We start from the raw sequence: 24,039 nt of genomic DNA, 5'->3' as shown, positions 1-24,039 counted from the left end.
TCTCCCCCCCCCGAAGCCCACTATAAATAATAGATTGTGTCGGTATGTTAAGCCGCAAAGTTTCAAATATCTGTGCTACTTCTTCCAGATCCTGATCACGTCCAGCGAGAACCAGAGGCTTCGTTCCCGCTCCCGGTCTATACGGATTTATAAGTTTATTCTTCTTATTACCATCACCTCATGGTTCTAATATGCCATTTAATCGCACCCGCATCAGTGCCTCTACGTTATCATATGTAAATTTACACAATTGATTTTGCTATAAGTTTTCTCAATTGCATCTTTCTTATTTTATTAGTTTATATGCTTTCCAATCGACAATCGAAACTCCCGCAACATATTCCTCTCCTGTGTAACCCAAATCACCTGCAACTTTATCAAGAGCCCCTTTCTCATCAGCATAGTGATTCGCATAAATGCTAGCTTTTCCTTCTAGCTCTAAAAACTAATTTAGGGGAGCAATTTCTCTCTTATGAACTCTTCTATTTGTATCCTATATCTCTCCATGTCATAGTTAAAACAAATGGCAACGAAAGTAATATGTAAAAACTATAGCGGTAGATCATAGACGCAGGACTTGCAACCATCATACATCCCCAACATAAATACAGTGGCAGAAACGTTAACATTAATTTATATCGTTTATTTTTCCAGGCAATACATGTACACAAATTTAAAAGTAAAAACATAATTCCTGGCGTAAGCCACAGGTTCCATTCGCAGGCATCTTCATGAAATCCTTGAAGCAATTTAGTCAAACCATTCGGCAATAAAGAATCATTTTTCAAGGATATACTTGCTAAGTATTCGCCCCATATACTAGTATCCCCTGTATTATTATTAAGTTTTAGAAAAATTGATTGCGTCTTATCAACCGCGTTCGTATTGTATGCAGCCAAACTCCAATTTCCATACGTGTGATACAGATATGCCTTCACATAGATTGTAAGATTCTTTTTTAACATACTTGCCCATGTTTGCAAAAATTCTTTTTTGTGCGCGGCTAGATAAAGGTTATCAAAATGCTCGTCAAACTTTATTGGATCCACAAACGCAAAAGCATAATTTTGTCTCCACTTTTCTTCTGGCAATACCGCATACAGCACTTCTTCCTCATCTTCTGATATGTTTCCATTCCACACAACAGTTGCAGCCATTTGGACTAATGGTACACTCATAGACTCTCTAAACGACTCATCATATCCTCCAAATCGAACATTCTTTGCATAATCCAAGCCACTATTCAATACTACTAATGTGATTAGAAGTATCGCCAAATGTTTTCTTTGGCTTTTACAAAAAATAAACAACAATATCATAATCGGCACTAATACCAATTTACCATTAGAACGAGAAAACCAAACAACGAAAACTGCCACAACAATCTGCCACCAGCATGCTTTTTCTCCGTGTATCAAATCGTAAATGTTCGGTAACAACAGAAAAAACGCATATGTAAACCATGTATCCTTCAATAAAGCAATCGTATAATTCCCTATCAATGGCATAGCCATAATATATATCATATTCAAGATAAGCAACCACTTGGCTATGCCTTTCCTCGCAATCCACCGCAAATAGTTGGCAACAATATAGGATGCTGCAAAAATTTGCAAAATGACAATGATAGCATATGCTATGGTTGCATTTTTACACATAAAAAAGATGCCCTGAAAAATACCATATATAATCATCTGAAACATCGCTGGTTGAAGCGTATTCTGCCAAAATCCCATCAAACAGTTGATTGTATCGTTCATCCCTGTTCCAGGAAAATATAATGCCAACAATATTCCTAATAAAAACGAGTATATAATAAATGTACTCCAAAATACTCTGTTTTCATTATATGGTTTCATTGTGGCGACATTAGTTTGATGCGCTCCTTTATCAACAACGGTAATCAACAGATACGCCATAATGGAAAGTATGGCACACACTAAAAGTCCTCTTTCATTAACTAAGTCAATGTCATACCTCAAAAATCCTCCTTTATCTACTGCTACCGGATTCAATTGATAAGTACACATACCTGCAATACCTACTGAAAAAGAGAATAATAGGTATATTAGTTGACATTCGATATTTCGTCGCCCTATGTTTTTTATATTTCTTAACATTATTCTTTTCTCTCCTTCACTAACATCTATATGTTCTCCTCTCTACCTTATTTCTACTTTCTATTTATACTAATTACATCGTTCATTCTTTTCCAGGATGATGAAATCTCTAATTCCCATTCGCTGTTTCCGGCTGCATCACATGCCACCTGTGAAAATCCCATCTTACCGTAAAAATCCTTTACCATCGCATTTTTCGCAGTTGGATAATAGAAGCCGCGGATCTTTTTGATTCCCTTATTTTGACAGGTCTCTATCAGGGTATCCAGCATAGCGTATTCCATATCCCTTTTTAAAACACGGCAACTCATGATCCACAATTCAATGTGACATTCTTCTTTAACCCTCTTGCCGATGACTACAGATATGCATGATAATCTGTAAAAGCATGCTGACTTTTCTTTCGATTCGCATTAGCACGGTACATGTCATTACGTTTCTGATCATCTTCGGACAAAATCGTTGTCTCAAAAAATCCATTGCGGTCTAAAATACGGATATAATCTCTTGCATCCCCGATCTCCGGCGCGCATACCCCATCTAAATTTTGCGCCACAATACCATTTCCTAACTATATCCACTTTCTGCTGTATTTATTTTTCGACATGCTCCACACGACCAAAAGAGTAACAGCAAAAACTAAGATCACATCCACCAAACTCCTAATCGGTCTCCAACTAACATACCGGATTGTCAACCAATGCTGCAATAACAGAAGCGCAATCGTATGTAGAAAGTAGATTCCCATAGAATAGCATCCTGCAAAGAGTAGAACTCTGCTATACCATTTTCTGATTTGACGTTCTCTCCATATATATTTTATAAAAACGAATACTGCAATAGTCAGCCATATAGTTGTCGGAGAGTAATAATCAAACAATGTATATTCCAGTCCGTAGCCTCTATCCACTCGTATCGTCTGCTCGACAATAGATACAATACATGCGAATCCCCCTATGCTATATAGCACATATCTCTGGCCTTTGGTAAATTTCTTTTCTCCCAAATAGGCTCCCAGCACCACATACCCAGGATATCCATATACTGTGCAAAGATTTTGATTTCCATTTGTCCATGTGTTTAAAAAGGAAAACGGTTCTAAATAAGAAAGTCCATTGATCAGACTCGCCATCATCCATAGTCCCAAAAATATTTTTACAACTTTTAGGGAATGATCCTGCACCACAATCGCTTTTAAAATAGGTAGCATGAAATAAATAGGGATCAGCGCATACATAAACCAAAAGGAAAATTCCAACTCTCCCGTGATAAATTTTTTAGGATATGCGAGCAACAGTTCTCCAAAACTGAGTTGCCCATACTGTCCCAAGAAAAAGCGTGTGATCTTATGTAAGAGCCCATAAAGAAAAATAGCAATTAAAAATCTTGGAATGTTTTTCGTATATAATTTATGGATATTCAGTTCTCTGTCTTTCTGCAACAGAATTGCTCCCATACAAACGAAGAACATAGGGACACAAAAACGAGTTAGTCCAAGATAAACAATATGCCATACTCCCGTTTCAACACCTCCCAAAATGCTGATAACGTGTATCAACACAACACCAATAATGGATATACCCCTTAATATATCTATATACTCTAGTCTCTTCATTGATTTTCTACTCCCCATTGACACAGATCACATTGTTTTTCTTTTCCCAGACCAATGTGATCTCTATTCCCATTCGCTATTTCCGGCTGCATCACATGCCACCTGTGAAAATCCCATCTTGCCGTAGAAATCCTTTACCATCGCATTTTTTGCAGTCGGATAATAGAAGCCGCGGATCTTTTTGATTCCCTTATTTTGACAGGTCTCTATCAGGGTATCCAGCATAGCGTATTCCATATCCCTTTTTAAAACACGGCAACTCATGATCCACAATTCAATGTGACATTCTTCTTTAACCCTCTTGCCGATGACTACAGATACAATGCCGTTATCGCCAAATTTGTCCTCTAATTTCCCGTATAAGGTAATATAGTTCTCATCTTTCGCCCGCATTTCCATCTCATCACGCGTATAGCGCTTCGTCGTCAGATTAAACTGGTTGCTCTTGTTCGACAACTGCGCCACACGATTCAAAGACATCTCATCAAATGGCAGGATCGTCCCTTTCATCTGCAAAGATTCCAGATATGCATGGTAGTCTGTAAAGGCATGTAGGCTTTTCTTTCGATCTGCATTGGCACGATACATCTCATTACGTTTCTGATCATCTTCGGACAAGATCGTTGTCTCAAAAAATCCATTGCGGTCTAAAATACGGATATAATCTCTTGCATCCCCGATCTCCGGCGCGCATACCCCATCTAAATTTTGCGCCACAATGCTGCGCTCTGCCGGATTGTCATCTACAAATACCAGGCTTTCTGGTAACAAATTTAGATCTTCTGCAATTTCCCTGAAATTCTGATCTTTTGGTTCCCAATTCGCTTTTACCTCAATGAAGTCCTGCATACAAAAAGCACTATCCGGGTGTTCTATACCCGCCTTGGCATTTTCAAAATCATTCTTAGAATCAATATTTAAAATTACACCCAATTGCGTCTGCTCTTTCACATAATTTTGAAATTCGGAATAGATCTGTCCCTCTGCGACTTCCTGCCCCAGTGCAATGTTTTCCACACCATCATCACCGATAACACCGCCCCATAAGGTATTATCCAGATCAAGCACAAGACCCTTCTTGTTTTTGCCAAATACGGATTTAATGATATTCGCCACATTAAATGCCAGATACGGAATGGCATTGACATTTAAGGCATATTTATACATGTGGTAGAAAAATGGATCAGACCATTCTGCCAGCCCATAATCAGCGGAAATATAATTGATATCACAGATATAAAAATCCTCATGGTTGTCCGCATAATCGTAGAACATCATATTGAGTCTGGTCAAAAAATTGACCTTTCCATGTCTATCACTGGCATCCCGATTGCCCATAAGCCGATACATAGGCATTTCAAAATTATTCTGTATGATCGGGCAATGATATCGGTCAGCAATACTTTCCCAGATCGTGCAATATTTCTGATATTCCGCCTCCAATAAGTCTGTAATCCGACTTTTGGAATCACTCATTTGTGGATAACATGTAATATTGCGATTACTGGTGTGGATATAGATCAGATCCGGTGCAAATGCCTCTAACTCTGCATTATCAAATACTGCATCCTCATAATACTTGTTATATTCGGACTCATAAAAACTTGGACGGATTCCTTGATTTAATAAAAATAATTCCAGAATCAGTTTAATATCATTTGTCGTAGATCCTCCTAAAATAGCAATCTTTTTATCGACAAAACGTTCGCCCTCTGCCAACAGTTCTCTTTTGATCCTTTTCTTTTTTGCTAAAATATAGTTTGCATCAAACGGATACAGTAATTCTTTTTTCATGATCATTTCCCTCTATTTTTTATCTTTTGCACCAACTGATATCCCAATAACGGCACGCCAATGCCCAGCAGTAAATAGACCGGCCACATATAGTCGAAAGAATGTGGCAGCGTCAGATACAATACCCGGTCCGGATCTCCTATGTGCGCCGCCCAGATTCGATCAATGATCTTTATGAGCGGAAAATGCACCGCCATAATCCAGAAAGAAGCCTTTCCGCAGGATGCTATCAAAGAACCGAGCCTGTTCAACCGGCTGATATATTTTGCCAGAGCCATACATACATAAATACCGGAAAATGCCACCAGATACATTCCCGGATATAAAATACCGATGATCAGATCCAGACTATGATGAAAACTGATAAAATAAACGGCTAGTGCAGGATGGCTGCTGCACATACAGACAGATATTGCTCCAGTCCTTTTCCGTAATTTCTGAGCAGGTATCCTATCCACAAAAATGGCATGACCGTAAGCGATACCTGGATATTGGCAGGCATTAAAATAGATATAACGATACAGCCGACGATGGAACATACCAGGATGACTACAAACTGAAATGCAAATTTCAGATAGGAATTTCCTGTTTTCTTTTCTATTTTTCTGCTGATCGTAACCAGAAAGCTCAGGAATACAGATGCCATACAAAGTGCCGGAACAAACCACAAGGTTCCTCCCATCAATTCATTGGCTGTACCCAAAAGCACAAAAGCACAGGCTTCCGCTAAGGTCCGCAAACTAAAATATTCTGTTCCGATCGGCATAAAGCCCCAGCGGATCAGGGAATTATGTAATAACATAATGATCCAATAAACAATAACGTATTTGATCCAGGAAGACTTGAAGCGGTTGATCACATTTAAGTACGGATCATCCCCATATTTTTTTTCGCTATACATAAACCCGGAGATAAAAAAGAATAAGGGAATATGAAATTCATAGACAAAATCATGTGCCCAACTACATGCATGTCCCAAAACAACACAAAGGATTCCTATCCCTTTTAACACATTCCAATATCGTCGATCCGGCATGATCGGATTCTGCTCTATCATTTGGCAACTCCTTTCGACAGTCTATTCCAAAATGCCTGTAACAGTAATGGCAAGCCAATACCCAATACTAAATACAAAGGGATCAGCATATTGTGATTTCCTAAATAATGTTCATACATCATAGAAATATCCTGATGATATCCTGCATAGATACGATCAATGCCGCGGATAATCATAAAATGTGTTCCCATCAAAAGGAAGGATGCCTGTCCCATTTTGACGAATAAACTGCGCAGATAATTGCTTTTTTGCAAAACACAGATTCCCTTTGCCAGACACATACAGACGTAAAATCCCATAAATGCAGTCAGATACATGATCGGACTGACGTATCCATCCACCAGGCTATACAAATGATCTCTACTATAGATCGCAAGAAGCAGAAACAGGATGATACCCACCCAGTATTTTATGTACTTTTCCAGATCGGACATATAATTGCGTAAAAGATAGCCAGCCCAGAAATATGGTTGTACCGCAAAGGCGATCTGCATATGTGCAGGCAGATCCCAGCCATAGGCGATCATAAGATAGCCCACGATACTGCTACATCCTATGACAATTCCCTGAAAGAGGAATTTGATCTTTTTACTTTTAAACCGATCTTCCAGCATACGGCTGTAATAGATAACAAAGCCCATGAAGGCAGAGCCGATCACAAGCACCGGAACAAACCACAGCGGACCTGCCAGAAGTTCATTTCCGTCTCCGATGACAGCGTACGCCATTTGTTCCACCATCTGTGCTTTTGTATAAAGCGGCTCATCTATGCGCAGCATATCATAATACCCCAAGACATTATGAAGTAAAATATAAACGATATATAAAGCAACATATTTTACCCAGGACTTCATACGCCCTTTGAGATTATCATATGGGGCATCCCCGTATTTTTGCTCATTATACATATAACCTGAGATAAAAAAGAAAAGCGGCACATGAAACAGATAGACAAAGTTCTGCACCGGCATGGCACAATGTCCGAGCACAACGCAAAAAGCGCCGATTCCCTTTAAAATATTCCAGTAATCCCTTTGCAATTTTCCATTTTCATCCGTCATTACATTATTCATTGCGTTTTTCCATTTCTTCGGTACGAGACAATAATCTTTCCTGCGTTTTTTCATAAATGCTGTCTGTTTCTTTTTCATGTTCCGGCAGTTCGTACTTTTCTTTCAGATAGTCTGCCATATAGTCTGTGATCTTAAATGCACCACGATAATTCACATGCATATTCTCGTTGAAATCCGTTTCATAGTCCAAGCCGATCTCATCTACACGATCGTTCAGATCCAACACTTCATAGCCTCGGTCCTCAATCTTCTTCTTGATATAATTGTAGTTGGCAAATTTGTCCTCTTCCAGATTATTCGGGGTATTTGTAAAGAGAATGTTTCCATCGAAAGTATCCAGATAATCCAGCAGCTCCTCTAAATACTGCTGGTTGTCACTTGAAACTTCCAGTGGCTTTGCGCTTCTTCTTGCCAGTGTTTCCTGTTTATCAAAACTTTCTGTATCATCATAGATATAGTAGCCCATAAAACTATCCGCATCCGGTCCAAAATCTGCCGCCGTCAACTGACTCCAGCGATTATGATAGAGCGTGAAACTAAAGTAGTAATCAAACGCATTGACACGGCTGCCCGTTTTTTCTCCAAACGCTCCACCATATCCTTTATGGCTTGTGTCCGATTATGCGAAAACCGCATAGAATCCGTTACACGCCGAATATAGTTATCACAGAAGATCTCATTTCCCATCACATCATAATCATATGCCAACATCCGGATATCGATCAGATAGACCTTGGGATCCTGTGTCTTTTGCACCTCCTGCAAGAGATATTTCGTCAGTGCAACCGGTTGGCTTGCCGTTCCAAGCCCATACATCTGCACGCCATTATGCGCGCAGGCTTCTGACGGTATAAAGGACGACTGTACCGCACTGGCACCAATCCATACGGCATCCAGACTATTTTTATCCAGCCTGTAAAATGTATCAAATTCTGCTCTGGAATGTGTATCGTCAGATATCCTAAGCACCTGCACCGCTCCCCCAAAGAGAAGCGCCACCACCAGAAGAAATGCAATGATTTTTGTTATGTGTCTTTGTTTCGTTTTCAATATGTACTCCTAGAACTGTCCATATATAAAGGATGATGCATCGTAACCCGGACCGTAAACACCACAGATCAAGACTGCAAATAACAATACAAGATAAAGGATCCAGCGGACCGGCAATGCCTTCTTTGCCACATACATCCGCACATCCTCTTTTTGCTTACCATAGGAGATCAGCCATACGATGACAGCTCCGATAACAAGAAGGAACCAGTCTGCACGCGATGCCAGTGGCAAAAGGGATGAAAGATTTGTCGGTTTAAAACATCTTGCCCACATACGAAAACCATCTTTCATGCTGGCAGACCAACTAAACGATATGCTGGCAGAAAACAATACAAAGGTACGGATCCGCTGCCAGAGTTTCCATCCAAAACTCTGTGTCGGGATATGCATCTTCTCTATACACCATTTACCAATCGGCTCTAAAATCTGCCCACCAATGATCATAAGAAAGAAAAACAAACCGGATCCGAAAACAAAGGTCCATGCTCCGCCGTGCCACAGACCTACAACCAGCCAAGTAAAAAACAGACCGATCCATGTCGTCATCTTCTTTCCCATTTTCTTGCCGAATTTCTTTTTCCACTTTTTAGCCCGCGTCTGCAAGCCTTTTGTTTTCAGGATTGGATACATGACATAGTCTTTTACCCAAGCTCCCAAGGTAATATGCCATCTTCTCCAATATTCGGATAGTGAGGTCGCATATAATGGTGTATTAAAGTTCTCCGGAAGTCGTATGCCAAACAATTCCGATGCCCCTAACACAATATCCATACATCCGGAGAAATCCATGTATAACTGCCATGCGTAACCGAGTACCCCGATCAACACACACCATCCATAAAAGTCTCCCGACCAGATCTCCTGTATGATCGGCGCCATACGATCCGCGATCACCAGTTTCTTGAAAAGTCCCCACAGAATGCGCTGCAATCCAAAACAAAAGCCCTGATAGTCAGCTCTGTTTCCCGCATACAAATCCTGTTCGATCTCCTGATACCGTGTGATCGGACCAGAGATCATGATCGGAAAGTAAATGCCAAAAAGGCAAAACTTCAAAAAATTCCTCTGCGGGCTGACAACGCCCCAATAGACATCCAAAATGTATGCGATATAACTTAATGTATAATAAGAAATCCCCAGCGGTGCTACTATCTGCCAAAGGAACAAGGTACTTTCCTTTCCCAGCAGATGAAGCAGGATATTGCCATTGGTCACAAAGAAGTTCATCTCTTTGTAATAAAGCAAAGCGCCTATCTGAAAAAGCACTGCCAGACAGGTAAGGATCCCTGCGGTATTTATCTTTGTAGAAACACCCTCCCTCTGCTGCTTGTCCGTCCGGATTGCCGCGCCATATGCCACGAGGATCTGTAAGAGTGTGACGACAAACAAACGGAGTGATCCACAGACCACATAAAAGAACAGACTCGCCCCAAGCAAGACAAACCAGCGTTTTTGCCGCGGCACCAGACAATACAGCAAATATATGACTGCCAAAAAGGCAAAAAATTTAAGTGACGTGATTGCCATGTCCTTCCCCGCCTACTTAGTCGCTCTCTCGATGATAATATCTACCATCTCACCTACATTTTTCATTTCATGTACTTCACCCATGGTAAACTTCATGCCAAACTGATTTTCAATCTCAACTACCAGATTGATATGCTCCAGGGAATCCCAATCTTCAATATCATCCGATGTGGTCGCATCGGTCAATCGAATATCTTCATCATCAAAAACATCCCAAAAAATCTCATGTAATCTTTCAAACACTTCTTCTCTACTCATCTGTTTGTTCTCCTTTTCTTTATCTCATGCCACCGGTAATGGCAATATTTTGTCCGGTAATCGCCTCTGCTGCATCAGACAAGAGATATGCCAGCATCGGCACCACATCATCCACTTGCAGATTGCGTTTCAAGGGACTTTTGGCTGCATTTTCTTCCACGATCAAATCCGGCAGATCACTGAGGAATTTGGTGTCGATCATCTCCGGGGAAATGCCATTGACTGTGATCCCCTTGCTATCATATTCTGTTGCCAGAGCTTTCATCAGACCCAACAGGGCATACTTGGATGTCACATAAGCACTCTGATACTAGGTGGCAGTCCCAGACAATAGGATGTCAGCATGAATACAACCCTGCCATACTTTTGTTTACTCATATGTGGCACAAAACTCTGTAGTATATGAAAAATAGATCTGACCGAAACTTCAAATGCCTGATCTAATCTGACCGAATCCATCTTGTGAAACCGCTCATTCGTAGTCTTTGGCGCTGCCAGATGCACGATATGGTCCGGCAGCCACTGTTCTTTTATCATCCCATCGATCATCGCCTGTACTTCTTTGGGATCTGCCAGATCTGCTTTGACCTTTTGGATCTTGCCCGGGAACTTTTGCGCAAGAGCGTCGATACTCTCATGACTATGACAATAATGTGCTACGATCGTGTCATACTGATCTGCTATTTGCAGGATCAATGCCTGCCCGACATCGGATGATGCCCCCGTGACAAATAAGACTTTTTTCTCTCTGCTCATTATAGCATGCACCCCGCTTTCAAAATACCTTTCGAAACTGTCTTACCTGTCTGGTTCCTAATCACAAACTTGATCGTCAGACGTCTGACAGATTCATGTATTTCCTTCACTGTGCCACTAATAGTCAGCTTATCTCCTATGTAGACCGGACGTGCGAAATCAATCTCCACGCCATGGATCAGGCAGTATTTCCCCGGCAGGTAGACACCTCCCAGCGTAGATATCTGCGATGCGATCAACATGCCATAAACCACACGATCTTCATATCCTCTGGCTTTGGCAAATTCTGTATCGTTATGTAAAGGATTGACATCACCGGATATATCCCGGAACTTTTCCATCATTTACCGGGTGATCTCAACTTGAAAAGATTCACTCAGACCCAGACTTATTTCTTCAAACCGATATTCTTTCATCTGTTTTCTCCCTTAGTAAACTCAAGACCAAAACACATGCGGCAAACACACTGACTACCCATTCTCTCCACTCCAGATGTGGATGCAAAGATGCATGATTATTGACAACCACATACCAGAGGATCGGCGAACATGCTACGAGAAATGAAATAAGGACTGTTATCTTTTGAAAGATCGGTTTTTGCTTTTTATACAACATATAGGCGATCACACCGACCAGGAAGATCACTCCAAGCAGGACTGTCGTCCATCCGACAAAAGCATGAAAATTAATGCGGAGTGCCGCCATAGGGCCAATCGCCATCCCATACTGATTGTCTCCAAAGTTGTCACCGGTTCCTGTTCTTCGCAGTACATTGATCCAGCCATCTCTTAAAATATTTTCATGGGTAAAGGCAGTTGCCCAGATCCACTTCATAAACCACAATCCGGCATAGCCGATCAGAAAGGAAACGCCCTTGCCCACGATCTTCTTTACATTCTGTAAAAATCCGTCCTCACGATATAATAGATAGTAAGTCAGAACCGGAATGGCAAAGGCAACCAGCGGATAGGTCAAAAAGTCAAAGAATGCCACCAGCATACCATCGATCAGGAATATGTAAGGGATCTGTTTTTCCTTTTTGCAATACAAAAGTAAGAGCAGGGTCAACTGCATGGCATAATAGATGGTAGACAACTGAAAGGACTGCGCAATCGCAACCGGATTCATGGCAATGATAGTTACCGCATACGCAATACAATATTTTCCCAATCTCTTATAGAGCAGGCAGAAGATCCATCCTGTCAAAAAGACCATAAGCATAGCATGCAGATAATAGATGTCCTGCACATTCATAAACATCAGAAGCGGTTTCAAAAATACCAGATAGCCATGCCAATATCTGGCATAGTTGACATAAGACAGATCGCCTTGCGCATCATTTGCATAGTTCATCAAGGTATCTGCCCAATCTCCCCACTGATTTTCCAGATATGCCCCGGACGGACACAGCAGGGCATCCTGCAATGAACCGTTGAAATCCGGTGCGATGGCTTCTAATAACATGATAATGTTGGTGTCTGTATCGTAGGTATCATAAAAATTGGAAATACTCATATTGTAATCATCATTTTGCAAACGGATCGTATTGTCTGATTCGATAACATGCTCTACCATGCGATTTCTTGGCAATTTATAGACAAGGCATAAAAGCCCCACCAATACTATACTGCTAATGACTACAATCCCTATCATTTTAATCAATACTTGGATGTTTTGCTTCACTTTCATCTTATCTGCACTCCACTGCTTTCTTTCTTCTATCTGTCCAGAACCATGCCAGCCACATTAATGGTGCAAAAACTGCCACCAGCCATTCTCTCCATTCCAGATGTGGATGCAGGGAGCAATGGTTATTCAATGCCACGATCCACACAATCGGAATGATTGTCAGTAATGCAAAGATCACAAACATTCCCGCTGCTCGCTTCGTAAAACCAGCCTTATGCCGGATCATATAAATGACCAGAACAACCGCAGCACATAGGAGCAGGAAAACCATGATCCTGACCGGTCTTGTGCCAAAGGCATGTAAATTTTCACGCATGGCGGCTGCCGGACTGATCTCCACGTTAAAAGCGCTATCCACATCCGACATCGCGCCTTTTCCTGTTCGGTGCAGGACACTTTCAATGCCCTCGGCGATCACGTTCTCATCCGTAAACAAAGATGCCAGGATCCACTTGCTTACCCACATTCCGGCGTAGCCTAATAAAAAGGCTATACCATAACGGATACTCGCAAGCAGATTATGTAACAGGTCTTGTTCTGAGAATACCAGCACAAAACAAAGAGGAACCACGAATGCCACCGGCGGATAAGTAAGGAAATCCAAAAATGCCAGAATAATACCATCGATCACAAAGGCATACAGGAAAAGATGTTCCCTTTTTTCCTTGTCATCCCAGCAAAGTACCATTATACATGTAAGGATCATCGCATAGAAGACACTCGAAAGTTGAAATGACCTCGCAATATAAGGCGGATTAAAAAGCGCAAGCAGGACAAGAAACGGTCCAACGTATGCTTTTTCTTTTTTATAGGTCAAAAGCAGAGTGGCAAAACACAAGCCACATAAGATCAAGGTATTGATCTGATAAATCTCATTCAGGTTAAAGAAAACAAACATGGGTTTCAAGAACAGTACAAAACCGTGCCAATAACGCGGATAGGTCAATTTATTATCCTCACTATAGGCTTTCGCATGTGCATCATTTTGCAGAGTATTGACCCAGTCTCCAAAGAAATCCCGGATATAATTGGAACTCGGTGCCAGCAAGGCATCCTGGAAAGCCGTGCGTTCTCTCGGCGCGATCACCTCTTCTAAGGTAATGATATTGGTCTTGGTATCATATACATACCCGTCTATATTCGCGTTGATATTATTGTCATCGCACAGGCATATAAAAGATTTTCTGACTCCTCTATATGTTTTACAAAAAGATCGCGCGGTATCATATACGCAAGCGTCAGCAAGAGTATTGCTGCGATGGCACACCCTATCACAAGCCCTATTGATTTGACATAATCTTTGATCCACTCTTTCAATTTCTTTACCTCGTAAATTCTATGATCGACTCTGCATCGATGAAGTCATTGGATACCATCCAGAATGTCAGAATGATCAATGGATAGATCACAACAACCGGCTCTAAAACCACCTTTTCTTTGATCCACAGTCGAAATGTATTCCATGATGTCTGAAATGCCAGGTCCTGACAATACAGGATCAACAGCAGTAACAGGTAATATACAAAAGCATATATGACCGCCCGGCAATAATCGCCAGATAAGCCCACAGCAAAAAGCCCGGAACGGAGCCAAGACCACACAAAAGATAAGCAAGTCTGTGCCGTCCATCTGTCTGTTCTTTTATCAGAGAGGCCAAAAATTGAAAGATGGCATAAGTATATGGCAGAAACAAAAGAACAATGACCAGGAAGCGTTTCCCTGAAATACGCCCCTGCACATCTGCTGCAAATCCATAAGTTTCCTTTGCCAGAACAAATGCCACGAAAGCCATAACGACCATCCCTGCCGCCTGCACCATATTTCTCTTGTTATCCTCACACATGCCCTTTGCCAATACTGCCGCGAACAATAATGCTCCACCGGAAAATACGATCATCGGACAGATATATGCGGCAAGCAGGATGCCCGGCAGGACAATACCATCACATCTTCCGTTCAAAAGTGCCACAATGCATAAGAGTATGATGACCCACGCGTACAGATCCGGTGATCCCATATAACTGTCGCAGATAAACATCGGCATCAGGCATACGGCAAGTAGCGTTGCCATATAATAGATCCCGCTTCTATTTTCTTTACTGACCTTGCGCAGCGCCTGCCCAGCCACTCCGATCAAAATAAGGAAAAATACTGCCGTCATCCCCTGTATGATACGTCGGTTCCCCAGAATGGATAGTGCCCACAGGTGCTGCATCATATTTTCATTGTAATAACGCAAGACACACAGAAAACCAAAACCTGCCAAAGCAAGCAGAAAGGTCATATCTTTTTTTTGTAATTTATCTTTCATCCAAATCACCTCATCCTCTAGTAGAACAATATGCCCTTACTTTGCATAAAGCGCTGTAAGCCCTTGACTAACATGTCAATATCCACATCCATATAAGGGACAGTCAATACTACCAGGGTAAAATATACCAACCATGCAGGATGTTTTTTTACTCTATCTACGACAACTTTTGTTTCTTCCGTAACCAGTGGATCCCGCAAGATCAACATTGCCAGAATAATAAGCAGATAGTAAGTAACCACTGCCAGAATCCAGCGACCATAATCTACCTTCAAGAGCATATCCGGTAAAATAGTCAGGGAACCGACCGCTACCGCAAGATATTTTAACTTGGCAAACAGGTCGTCCGCTTTCTTGATGATCCTTACAAAAGCCCTTGCCAGAACAACGATTGCCGGCAAAAGTATCAGCAGATAAAGGACTAATTGCACATGGTTCATATATACAAAATCCGTCTCCGCACCGGAAACATCAATGCCTAAGACCTCATGGTACAAGAGGGTTGTATGATAGATTCCCTGATAGGAGACATTGGTCGCATCCCGCAAAACAGTCTCAAAAATGTCATTGCCATTGGTGCGGCTGAACAACTCAAACCACAAAAACATACCGGATCCTATCAGAAAGGTCAGGAAAAACAAAATGGTATTTTTCTTATTCTTTCGTGTCATCATATAATAAAACTGGATCACCAGGATCACATTAAAATACATGAGGACGAAGCCCTGATGGAACATGATACCCAATGCCGCAAATGGCAGGGACAACCATTCTGTCTTTTCATTCATCAATGCCATAAAGCCCAATAACATCATCCATACCATGCAAAAATCTACACGCAAGAAATTGTATGCATAGGTAAAGGTTGCTACCATGGCAATATGAAAGGTCAGCAAGATGTATTGCTCTGCCTTTGTCACCATGCCATTTTCCATATCACTCTTCTTTAAAACATGATAGGAAAAAAATAAAAGGAATACGATAAACAGGACCGTTACCACATTGGCAAATACCAAGGCATTCTGATATTGCATCATATCTACCGGTATCACCGCATCCAGAATATGGTAGATGGTTCCAAGCAGGGATCTTGATGTAAATCCATATTCATAGGACAGCGCAAGCATGGTCGTATTGTAGGATCTGACCCAGCCTCTGTAATTTGTAACAAAGGTTGCCAAATCCACAAAAGCCAGCATCATGATAAACTGTCTGATATTGTAATTTGCCTTTACAAGTTTCTCTTTCATTTTCCTCTTTTCTCCTGCGTTTCCTATTTTTATTGCCACGGAATCCATATATGCAGATGCATATTCAGGATATTAACGATCCTCTCTGTCAGCGGACAGATGCTAATATGCATGAGCGGCTGGAACAAAAGCGGGTATATCAACAATAAGACCGCATATGGATATTTGCTTCTTAGCCTGTCTACTGTCTGCCGGCTCACCTCTGTCACTGCCGTATCGCGCATTGCAAGCAGTGCCAATAATACGACGGCATAATAACTGATGATGGAAAAGATCCAGCGGCCATAATCTACTTTTAGTATCATATCCGGTAAAATCGTCAGGACACCGGCAAGCACAATGATATACTTTACCTTGTCAATCTTTGTTTTTGCCAAGCCAAGCAGTTCCCGCGCAAAGCCTAGCGCGATCAAAATATAAGGCAGCATAAACAGGCAGTATAATGGAAATTCCACAAAATTTTGCTTGTGATACTCCCATTCCTTGGCTGATAGGTCCACACCCAGGATCTCATGATCCACAACTTCAATATGATAATCAGCATCCGGTCCCATACTGCATGCCGTATCGATCAACTGATCCGCGAATTTTTCTCCATCAATATGTGAAAAACCCTCAAACCAGATAAATAAAGCAGACACCGTAAGCATGGTCGCCAAAAACATGCCCAGATATTTCCGGCTGGTCTTATTTGAAAAGATAACCCTCAAGTCTTCCTGTCCCTTGACCGCATCCAGTGCTTTATATAATTGCATCGCCAGCACCATTCCCATATACATGAAAACATGTCCCTGATGGAACATCACGCCAATGGCAGAGAGCGGCACCGCCAGCCATTCTGCCTTTCCATAGACCATAAGAAGCACAGATAGCATACTGCACATGAGACAATACATGTCCAATCTTCCCAGATTATACTCACTGGAAAACATAGGGATCGCTGCAATAAAATATAAGATGATAAAATACCGGGCACTCTGCTTTACCTTTTCGTCGCTCATTCTCAGACACTTCATACAAAAGAGGAAAAGTAATACAACAAAGACCAGAAAACATCCTTCAAAAAAGAGCATTGCCCAGCCGAAAGTATATAAATCCCAAGGCAGGATCCGGTTTAAAACACCATAAATCGTCCCTAGTAGCCCACGGGAAATAAAGCCATACCCATAATGAAAAGCAAGCATAGTCGTATTGATATTGCTTGTCGTTCCCGCAAAATTATTCCAGAATAGTACAAAGGTAAAGAGGATCATTGCCCATGTAAATTTATTTTCTTTTATCTTCATCTATTTCAATCTCCTCTTATAAAGAATCCAGTCTCCAACGTATGGTATTTTCCCGATCAGACGGACCAGCCCCCAGGCAATTCCCCAAACCAACAGATAGGTAAGAATCATTTTCAAATATAGATTGCTGTTCCACTGACTAAGCCACGGCATCATCATGAGTGCGATCATATTATGTATAAGGTAAATACCAAAAGAATCCTGTGACAGACGCTCCACGAAGGAACAATTCTTTTGCACAAGAAACATCGCAAAACCAAACAGTGCCAGACTGAGCAAAACAATCCCCGCGTGGTCATACCAAAGACTCACGTTTTCTCCCCTTCTGTGCTGGAGCCATAAATAGCCCTCACATCCAGCCAAAGCGAAAATGCCTGCCAGACTGTATATGGTGTAAGCAGCTTTTTTGTGTTCTACCAACGCTGTATGCCACCTCTTGTATGCTCCGCCAATCAGCATATACATGGCATAGGTTATATGTTGCGCCATACTCTCTTGGGCAAAATTCTGCAGCAACAATACAAGTGCCCATAGCAAAATGACGGTAATGAGGCATCCCCGATTGGAAAGTTTTTTCCAAACCAGTGCAAAAACAGGCAAGAGCAAATATAAACCCAATATAACCGGCAGATACCAGGCATGTGACAAGACTGGTTCCTCTATAAATAATAATCTAAGAACAAAATCTTTCCATACAAAAGGTTTCCCTTGCACGCAAACAGCAAATACTTCGTAAATGGCAAACCATATTTCTGTTACCAGCAACAAATATAACCATTTATGTAAATAAAAACTTTTCCATTTTCCATCGCTATAGTCTCGATCTAGCAGCAGATAACCTGTAATCATAAGAAAGAGCGGCACGCCGCATCTGCCAAAGATCAGCAAAGTATATAGGATGATCTGTCTTGCCCCGGACATGTCCTGATATCCCAGCCAGAACATGCAGTTGACATCAATCACATGGCACATGATAACCATCAGGATTGCCAAAGCACGAATATAATCAATAAATATAACTCTTCTCTGTTTCATTTTATCTTTCATCCATATTAGCCACATTTATGAAGCCATTTTCCGAATCAGCGGTACCCTGCTCACCAGACCAACCACAACGTAACATACAAACGCTACTGCGAACGTTTTTATCAAATTCATCCCTATAAAATAATGGAATTGCAACCATGAAAAACAAGTTGTCCATGAAAATACCGCCAGTAATATGTAATGCAGATAATAAATTCCCAGTGTATTTTGTCCTATGTATTCTCCTATGATTTTGCTTGCCAAGTTCTCGCGGTCGGAAAATAGGCTCTCACATACCCCATACAGCCCTATTGCAATCAGGGCGGTAGATAATCTGACATAGCCAAAACTCAGATAAGTGTCTCCCCATATCAGTAAGCCGGTCTCACGGTATTTGATAAACATAAGCCCCATAAGTCCGATTACCAGACATATCCCCGATAAAGGCAATCGCCATCTATAGATCCGCCCACATTCTTTTCGATCAACGCCTTGCTGATATTCCAGTAAAAATGCTCCCAACAGGAAATAAAACAGCAAATTATTATTGTTGCCAAAAGTCAATATGCTATTCCATGCCTGCAATGGCAGTTCCCTTCCATGTATGATCTGTCCAACCAGCCAATTCACAGATGGAAAAAGGATACCTGTCAGACCGGATAGGATCATGATAAAGAATGTAATCTGCCTTCCCAGTGTACCGCCGGTAAACAGGAAATAGGTAATAGGATATACGATCATAAGCCCCAAATAGGCGATCATATACCACATAAGACCTGTATCCACGCCCTCGTAATCCTGTAAAAAGAACAGATACTTGATGCATGTCCAAAGGGAAATCCCGGTGATCTTTCCTGCAATCCTATAAACCACCAAATACAGCAAACGCCAGCAGACCAAAGTCATATACATAGATCCAAGGCGTTTCCCGTGTTTTTGCCATGTAAAATGTCGGCTCTGATGCAGTACTGCCCCCGATGCCATAACGAAACAGGGAACGGCTCCCCAGGCTAAAGTCATCATCAAATTTCCTACCACAGAATGATAGGCAGCAAAACGCCATGACAATAGATCACCAGGAGCATACTGACACCTTTTAACACATCCAAATATACAATTCGACTCGTCTTTTGTTGCATAACTTTTTCCATAACCTCTACCGCATCAATACCTTGCGCAGCCCTGTCAGTTCGCGTCCCATCCTGCCCTCGATCAGACCGATCAGCTTTTCCATGAACTCCTTATACTCTACCGTTCTGCCATAAAGCAGCATCAGCAGGATATTATACATAGCCGTACAAACGACAAGTTTTAAGAAGATCTCCAGCAATCCGCCCATGACAATAAAACTACAGACAAAATAAGTAAATCCACCGACTGCCACCGCAGATGCCGTATAGATAGAAAACATCTTGAAGTAATGGCTGACGCTCTTTTCAAAACCGTGCTTGTAGGTGACCAGTGCCTCCACCCAGAAGCAGACACCAGCCGTCGATACAAAAGTACCGATCAAAACACCGACCAGACCATACTTGATGACCAGAACAATAGAAACCACAAGGTTTACGATCACTTCAAAGATCGGCTTGTAACGATCGTACCAATACAGTCCCATCGCATCACGGAAATTCAGTGTCACCTTGCGCATACCGCTCATATAAAAGTTCAGTACAATCAAAAACACAACACTCATCGGGAAAAGATAATCTTTGCCCGCCCAGACCTCGATAAACGGATTGAACATGACAAGAAAGGTCACTGCCGCATAGGAATGGATCCAAAAGCCGATAAAATTCAAGGTCTTATAGATATGAAAAACGCGTTCTTTGTCATCCGTGACGCTAAGGTTTCCGATACTTGCGACAAAGGAACCCAAAATGCCATTGATGGCTGTATTGACACTTCCCAGAAGCATACGGTAATTGTCAAAAATACCCACGGTCACCAGACCGACAAAGGCAGAAATGATCAGACTGTCCGTATTGTTGACCATGACATCACCCAACTTGTGCATGAACATGGCACTGACATTCTTAAAGATGCTCTTCTGTGTTTCCTTGGATGGCAGAGACTTGCGATCCTTTTTCAGATACGGATACATCCGGTCGCATTTCCAGGCGATTGAAAGATTGGTCAGGATATTGCATATGATCTGCATCAAAAGATATATGATGAAATTTTCAAATACCAAAAGAACAATGATCTGCGCAATGAACTGGATGGTCATAAAGGCTGTCACATAAAGCGTACTGATATAGCCTTTTTGATGTCCGTCGATCAGCGCTCTCTTATAGCCCCATAAATAGGACACGACCGTATTCAACAGATAGAGCAGATAAATCCCTGTCAGCCCGCTGATCCCGGGATCGTCTGCAATAAAATATTTTAAGAAAGGAACCAGGCAAAGTCCTGCTACCGTGATAAAGCCTGCTACATAAGAGTAGAGTTTGCGGTAGAGGTTCATCAGTTCCGTGATCTCTTTTTCATCTTCGCGCGCGATCGGGCCATACATATGGTAGATCATGCTGTTCCGATACCGAGTTCTGCCAGAGAAAGCACGGAAAGGATATTGCCAAACAATCCCTGCACGCCCAAATACTCCTGTGACAGGACGCGGATAAAGATCGTACGTGCCACAAAAGAAAGTATCAAATTCACAATATAAGAGCCCGAATTTGCCAGAGCATTTAAAAAAGTATTCTTTGTTCTCATTTCACCTATCCTTGTATGCCCGGACGCAATGCTCCTAGCATATTATTAAATTATATTTTATCTTGATGTAAAATTCAACATTGGGTATGATTATCCTATGTATATATGGGAAATATGGCAGATTTCTGCCGGAAAATGAGGGGTTTTATGGAAACAAACGTAAAAAACGCAAAAATCAGTGTCATTGTGCCGGTCTATAACACACCGACCTTACACCTGAACCGCTGCATTGACAGCCTGCTGCAGCAGGACTATACAAACACCGAGATCATTTTGGTGGATGACGGGTCTAGCAGAGATTGCTGCGCTGTTCTGGAACAAATTGCTACTCGTGATAACCGCATCCACTTATTTCATAAGGAAAACGGAGGCGTAAGTTCTGCCCGAAATTTGGGACTTAGCAAAGTAACAGGAGAATTTTTGACTTTCATGGATTCTGATGACTATTTAGACTCTCACGCCTGGTCGCTCTGTATAGAATCCATGCAAAGCCACGACTCCGATCTGGTCTGCTTTGGCTGGCAGGATCATCTTGCCGATGGCACTCTGGTCGACCACTGCATTACGCAAGACTATTCTATGTCCACTATTGCCAAACATTTAGAAGCCATGAGACACATAACGCCAATAGAAGAAACACTTGCTTCCGGTCAAAAGCGTGTATCACTCCCTCGCTCGAAAGAAAGCAATCAGCCTCTTGTCTGTGACCGTGAAACACTTCTGACCGAAATCGCCTCTGACAATATCCATTATGGCGGCGGCTATCCTTGGAATAAGATCTGGCGTACCTCTGCCCTGCGGGATGCGGACGGTTCCCTGCCTCTTTATGATGAGTCACTTACCATCTACGAGGACAAACTCTGGGTACTGGAAGCCGGTGCACGGATTTCCTCTGCCCTTATCATGCCTCATATCCTGTATCATTATATGTTTTTGCCTGGCAGTCTGACCCACAAGGACACGGACATCATCGACCGGCAGCCACTGGCATACAAAGCATACGACAAGATCCTGGATTTTCTGGAAAAGGATTTTCCGGAAGCCTATATCAGAGCCTACAACTTCTATTTTGATGTGATCTTTGATGACATCCATGTCTTAAAAGATGCCAGACATCGCGATCATTATCAGAAGCAATACACCGAGACCATGGCAACTTATAAAAGGCTATGCAAACGCATAGCCCCTCGTACCTTATATTATCCGGTCCGGTCACCGCAGTTTTGCAGTTGGCTGAAGGAACGCACCCTTCCCTAAGCCTACCACCAACCCAAGCCCAGCCCGGTATTGATATAACCGGCAAGTTTGGCAACGACGCTGCAGATTGCCACATCCCAAAGCGGCTGGAAGATCAGCGGATACAAGAGCATGACAAGAGCCGCAAATCCGTGTTTTTTGATGCGCTCCACCGCTAGGACAAACTGCCTGCCGACAGCCTCATCCCCCATGGCAAACAGTGCCAGCAAAACAACGCAATAATAGGCGATGATCGCATACATCCAGCGTCCGAAATCCACCTTTAAGAGCAGGTCTGGCAGGATGGTTCCTGCCCCGATGGCAACAAAGATATATTTTATCTTATTTTTTTTCTCTGCCGCCTGTGCGATCAATCCTTTAAAAAAGCGCACCATAAGCAGGATATAAGGCAGCATCAAAAGAATAAATATCGGAAACTGCACCGCATTCATACGGTGGTATTTTACCTCACGACCTGTTAGATCGATCCCTAAAATCTCTTTATCCACAACGTCCTGATGGATTTTCCCGTTTTTACACAATTTCTTGGCACTTGCCACAATCTCCTCATAGATACCATTGCCATTGGCATGAGCAAAAAGTTCAAACCAGAAAAAAAGAATACATGCCACCAGCAGGGACAAAGCAAAGATAGTAATGTATTTTTTGCGTTCTTTGCCCTCTGTCGACAGTATCTTATACATGAGCAGGACTAAAATGATGTTAAAAAACATAAAGACATATCCCTGATGCACCATAACGCCAAGGGCTGAGATCGGGATCAGAAGCCACTCTGCCTTACCTTGGATCAAAAGCATAGCCCCAAGAAGACTTAAGAATACGCAATAAATATCCAGTCTGCCAAAATTGTAATGACTGGCAAACATAGGCACGGTAAAGATCGTCAAAAAGAGCATCAGATAGCGCATGACATCCAGATATTCTGCCCTGGCTCTTTTTAAACACAGGACAAAGAGCCCCAGCACCGTTGCATAAAAAAGCAACGTGATAACAAGCGTATAGCCCACACAAGCCTGATAGGTCATCATGTTGACCGGCAATATTTTATCCAGTCCCTGATAGATGGTTCCGATCAGACCTCTGGAAATAAAGCCGTATTTATAGGAAAATGCCATCATGGTCCCGTTGATTCGGTGTACCCACGCCTCATAATAACGCAGGAACAAAAGTGCCCCTAATAAGATCTCCACCAGAACAAATTCTTTTATTTTTCGATTCTTTTCTTCCATTTTCTATCCATCCGTTTTCTTCGGTT

Annotated in this window: 26 protein-coding genes; 1 reads left to right on the top strand and 25 read right to left on the bottom strand. The window is 42.0% G+C overall.

Annotated elements, in window-relative coordinates; all coding sequences use genetic code 11:
* Window positions 1-482 precede the first annotated feature (482 nt).
* From DW996_RS04825 to DW996_RS04705, 24 genes are all read right to left on the bottom strand, one after another.
* Window positions 483-2,120 (bottom strand): DUF6020 family protein, encoded by a 1,638-nt coding sequence (locus DW996_RS04825; RefSeq protein ID WP_118535024.1) that lies wholly within the window; start codon window positions 2,118-2,120, stop codon window positions 483-485.
* Window positions 2,121-2,173: 53 nt separating this feature from the next.
* Window positions 2,174-2,431, bottom strand: a complete 258-nt coding sequence (locus DW996_RS04820) for a hypothetical protein (RefSeq protein ID WP_118535023.1) — start codon at window positions 2,429-2,431, stop codon at window positions 2,174-2,176.
* 47 nt (window positions 2,432-2,478) lie between these two features.
* Complete coding sequence (locus DW996_RS04815) at window positions 2,479-2,676, bottom strand: hypothetical protein (protein ID WP_118280497.1); 198 nt, start codon at window positions 2,674-2,676, stop codon at window positions 2,479-2,481.
* A 15-nt stretch (window positions 2,677-2,691) separates the two neighbouring features.
* Entirely contained in the window at window positions 2,692-3,735 is a 1,044-nt protein-coding gene (locus DW996_RS04810; protein WP_158575204.1) for an acyltransferase, read from the bottom strand.
* 63 nt (window positions 3,736-3,798) lie between these two features.
* Complete coding sequence (locus DW996_RS04805) at window positions 3,799-5,529, bottom strand: HAD-IIIC family phosphatase (RefSeq protein ID WP_118535021.1); 1,731 nt, start codon at window positions 5,527-5,529, stop codon at window positions 3,799-3,801.
* Window positions 5,530-5,531: 2 nt separating this feature from the next.
* Window positions 5,532-5,930, bottom strand: a complete 399-nt coding sequence (locus tag DW996_RS04800; protein ID WP_118535020.1) for a hypothetical protein — start codon at window positions 5,928-5,930, stop codon at window positions 5,532-5,534.
* Complete coding sequence (locus tag DW996_RS04795) at window positions 5,906-6,586, bottom strand: acyltransferase family protein (protein WP_118535019.1); 681 nt, start codon at window positions 6,584-6,586, stop codon at window positions 5,906-5,908. Before DW996_RS04795 ends, DW996_RS04800 begins: the two co-directional genes overlap by 25 nt.
* On the bottom strand, window positions 6,583-7,659 hold the full coding sequence (locus tag DW996_RS04790) for an acyltransferase family protein (RefSeq protein ID WP_158573002.1): 1,077 nt from the start codon (window positions 7,657-7,659) through the stop codon (window positions 6,583-6,585). The genes DW996_RS04795 and DW996_RS04790 overlap by 4 nt, the downstream gene beginning before the upstream one ends.
* A complete protein-coding gene (locus DW996_RS04785; protein ID WP_118535018.1) occupies window positions 7,652-8,164 on the bottom strand; it encodes a hypothetical protein in 513 nt (170 codons plus the stop codon). Before DW996_RS04785 ends, DW996_RS04790 begins: the two co-directional genes overlap by 8 nt.
* The gene (locus DW996_RS04780; RefSeq protein ID WP_118535017.1) at window positions 8,161-8,709 is read right to left on the bottom strand and encodes a hypothetical protein; all 549 of its coding nucleotides are present in this window, start codon (window positions 8,707-8,709) and stop codon (window positions 8,161-8,163) included. The genes DW996_RS04785 and DW996_RS04780 overlap by 4 nt, the downstream gene beginning before the upstream one ends.
* A 9-nt stretch (window positions 8,710-8,718) precedes the next feature.
* Entirely contained in the window at window positions 8,719-10,239 is a 1,521-nt protein-coding gene (locus tag DW996_RS04775; RefSeq protein ID WP_118535016.1) for an MBOAT family O-acyltransferase, read from the bottom strand.
* A 12-nt stretch (window positions 10,240-10,251) separates the two neighbouring features.
* Window positions 10,252-10,497, bottom strand: coding sequence for an acyl carrier protein (locus tag DW996_RS04770; RefSeq protein ID WP_118280504.1), 246 nt, complete (start codon window positions 10,495-10,497; stop codon window positions 10,252-10,254).
* Window positions 10,498-10,516: 19 nt separating this feature from the next.
* Window positions 10,517-10,792, bottom strand: coding sequence for an SDR family NAD(P)-dependent oxidoreductase (locus tag DW996_RS13575; RefSeq protein ID WP_118535015.1), 276 nt, complete (start codon window positions 10,790-10,792; stop codon window positions 10,517-10,519).
* The gene (locus DW996_RS13570) at window positions 10,789-11,253 is read right to left on the bottom strand and encodes an SDR family NAD(P)-dependent oxidoreductase (RefSeq protein ID WP_118535014.1); all 465 of its coding nucleotides are present in this window, start codon (window positions 11,251-11,253) and stop codon (window positions 10,789-10,791) included. Before DW996_RS13570 ends, DW996_RS13575 begins: the two co-directional genes overlap by 4 nt.
* Window positions 11,253-11,597 (bottom strand): MaoC/PaaZ C-terminal domain-containing protein, encoded by a 345-nt coding sequence (locus DW996_RS04755; RefSeq protein WP_243098667.1) that lies wholly within the window; start codon window positions 11,595-11,597, stop codon window positions 11,253-11,255. Before DW996_RS04755 ends, DW996_RS13570 begins: the two co-directional genes overlap by 1 nt.
* Before the next feature lie 52 nt (window positions 11,598-11,649).
* Window positions 11,650-12,942: a hypothetical protein gene (locus DW996_RS04750; protein WP_118535013.1), complete on the bottom strand. Its 1,293-nt coding sequence runs from the start codon at window positions 12,940-12,942 to the stop codon at window positions 11,650-11,652.
* Between the two features lies 1 nt (window position 12,943).
* Window positions 12,944-14,029 (bottom strand): hypothetical protein, encoded by a 1,086-nt coding sequence (locus DW996_RS04745; RefSeq protein ID WP_147403526.1) that lies wholly within the window; start codon window positions 14,027-14,029, stop codon window positions 12,944-12,946.
* A gap of 411 nt (window positions 14,030-14,440) precedes the next feature.
* A complete protein-coding gene (locus DW996_RS04735; RefSeq protein WP_118535010.1) occupies window positions 14,441-15,253 on the bottom strand; it encodes a hypothetical protein in 813 nt (270 codons plus the stop codon).
* Window positions 15,254-15,270: 17 nt separating this feature from the next.
* Entirely contained in the window at window positions 15,271-16,503 is a 1,233-nt protein-coding gene (locus DW996_RS04730; protein WP_118280510.1) for a hypothetical protein, read from the bottom strand.
* Window positions 16,504-16,532: 29 nt separating this feature from the next.
* Window positions 16,533-17,789, bottom strand: coding sequence for a hypothetical protein (locus DW996_RS04725; protein WP_118535009.1), 1,257 nt, complete (start codon window positions 17,787-17,789; stop codon window positions 16,533-16,535).
* Complete coding sequence (locus DW996_RS04720) at window positions 17,790-18,824, bottom strand: acyltransferase (protein ID WP_158575202.1); 1,035 nt, start codon at window positions 18,822-18,824, stop codon at window positions 17,790-17,792.
* 27 nt (window positions 18,825-18,851) lie between these two features.
* Window positions 18,852-19,838, bottom strand: coding sequence for an acyltransferase family protein (locus DW996_RS04715; RefSeq protein ID WP_243098666.1), 987 nt, complete (start codon window positions 19,836-19,838; stop codon window positions 18,852-18,854).
* A gap of 133 nt (window positions 19,839-19,971) precedes the next feature.
* Window positions 19,972-21,339, bottom strand: coding sequence for a lipopolysaccharide biosynthesis protein (locus DW996_RS04710; protein WP_118535006.1), 1,368 nt, complete (start codon window positions 21,337-21,339; stop codon window positions 19,972-19,974).
* Window positions 21,336-21,527: a hypothetical protein gene (locus tag DW996_RS04705; RefSeq protein WP_118535005.1), complete on the bottom strand. Its 192-nt coding sequence runs from the start codon at window positions 21,525-21,527 to the stop codon at window positions 21,336-21,338. The genes DW996_RS04710 and DW996_RS04705 overlap by 4 nt, the downstream gene beginning before the upstream one ends.
* A gap of 147 nt (window positions 21,528-21,674) precedes the next feature.
* On the opposite strand from DW996_RS04705, the gene DW996_RS04700 reads away from it, so the two are divergent.
* The gene (locus DW996_RS04700) at window positions 21,675-22,784 is read left to right on the top strand and encodes a glycosyltransferase family 2 protein (RefSeq protein ID WP_158575198.1); all 1,110 of its coding nucleotides are present in this window, start codon (window positions 21,675-21,677) and stop codon (window positions 22,782-22,784) included.
* A 2-nt stretch (window positions 22,785-22,786) separates the two neighbouring features.
* On the opposite strand, the gene DW996_RS04695 is transcribed toward DW996_RS04700, so the two are convergent.
* The gene (locus DW996_RS04695; protein ID WP_118535003.1) at window positions 22,787-24,013 is read right to left on the bottom strand and encodes a hypothetical protein; all 1,227 of its coding nucleotides are present in this window, start codon (window positions 24,011-24,013) and stop codon (window positions 22,787-22,789) included.
* Window positions 24,014-24,039: the final 26 nt, after the last annotated feature.

Source organism: Roseburia sp. AM51-8 (assembly GCF_003478275.1).
Classification (GTDB): domain Bacteria; phylum Bacillota; class Clostridia; order Lachnospirales; family Lachnospiraceae; genus Pararoseburia; species Pararoseburia lenta.
This window is presented reverse-complemented; position numbering and strand designations above follow the sequence as displayed.

Bases quoted from the DNA above. Each gene is read 5' to 3' on its own strand.
- DW996_RS04705 (WP_118535005.1), bottom strand. From the start codon at position 21,527: ATGAGAACAAAGAATACTTTTTTAAATGCTCTGGCAAATTCGGGCTCT.
- DW996_RS04790 (WP_158573002.1), bottom strand. From the start codon at position 7,659: ATGAATAATGTAATGACGGATGAAAATGGAAAATTGCAAAGGGATTAC.
- DW996_RS04810 (WP_158575204.1), bottom strand. From the start codon at position 3,735: ATGAAGAGACTAGAGTATATAGATATATTAAGGGGTATATCCATTATT.
- DW996_RS04720 (WP_158575202.1), bottom strand. From the start codon at position 18,824: ATGAAACAGAGAAGAGTTATATTTATTGATTATATTCGTGCTTTGGCA.
- DW996_RS04775 (WP_118535016.1), bottom strand. From the start codon at position 10,239: ATGGCAATCACGTCACTTAAATTTTTTGCCTTTTTGGCAGTCATATAT.
- DW996_RS04725 (WP_118535009.1), bottom strand. From the start codon at position 17,789: ATGAAGATAAAAGAAAATAAATTTACATGGGCAATGATCCTCTTTACC.
- DW996_RS04715 (WP_243098666.1), bottom strand. From the start codon at position 19,838: ATGATGACTTTAGCCTGGGGAGCCGTTCCCTGTTTCGTTATGGCATCG.
- DW996_RS04800 (WP_118535020.1), bottom strand. From the start codon at position 5,930: ATGTGCAGCAGCCATCCTGCACTAGCCGTTTATTTTATCAGTTTTCAT.
- DW996_RS04750 (WP_118535013.1), bottom strand. From the start codon at position 12,942: ATGAAAGTGAAGCAAAACATCCAAGTATTGATTAAAATGATAGGGATT.
- DW996_RS04795 (WP_118535019.1), bottom strand. From the start codon at position 6,586: ATGATAGAGCAGAATCCGATCATGCCGGATCGACGATATTGGAATGTG.
- DW996_RS04820 (WP_118535023.1), bottom strand. From the start codon at position 2,431: ATGAGTTGCCGTGTTTTAAAAAGGGATATGGAATACGCTATGCTGGAT.
- DW996_RS04770 (WP_118280504.1), bottom strand. From the start codon at position 10,497: ATGAGTAGAGAAGAAGTGTTTGAAAGATTACATGAGATTTTTTGGGAT.
- DW996_RS04755 (WP_243098667.1), bottom strand. From the start codon at position 11,597: ATGATGGAAAAGTTCCGGGATATATCCGGTGATGTCAATCCTTTACAT.
- DW996_RS04695 (WP_118535003.1), bottom strand. From the start codon at position 24,013: ATGGAAGAAAAGAATCGAAAAATAAAAGAATTTGTTCTGGTGGAGATC.
- DW996_RS04730 (WP_118280510.1), bottom strand. From the start codon at position 16,503: ATGAAAGAGAAACTTGTAAAGGCAAATTACAATATCAGACAGTTTATC.
- DW996_RS13570 (WP_118535014.1), bottom strand. From the start codon at position 11,253: ATGAGCAGAGAGAAAAAAGTCTTATTTGTCACGGGGGCATCATCCGAT.
- DW996_RS04700 (WP_158575198.1), top strand. From the start codon at position 21,675: ATGGAAACAAACGTAAAAAACGCAAAAATCAGTGTCATTGTGCCGGTC.
- DW996_RS04825 (WP_118535024.1), bottom strand. From the start codon at position 2,120: ATGTTAAGAAATATAAAAAACATAGGGCGACGAAATATCGAATGTCAA.
- DW996_RS04735 (WP_118535010.1), bottom strand. From the start codon at position 15,253: ATGAAAGATAAATTACAAAAAAAAGATATGACCTTTCTGCTTGCTTTG.
- DW996_RS04805 (WP_118535021.1), bottom strand. From the start codon at position 5,529: ATGAAAAAAGAATTACTGTATCCGTTTGATGCAAACTATATTTTAGCA.
- DW996_RS04710 (WP_118535006.1), bottom strand. From the start codon at position 21,339: ATGATCTACCATATGTATGGCCCGATCGCGCGCGAAGATGAAAAAGAG.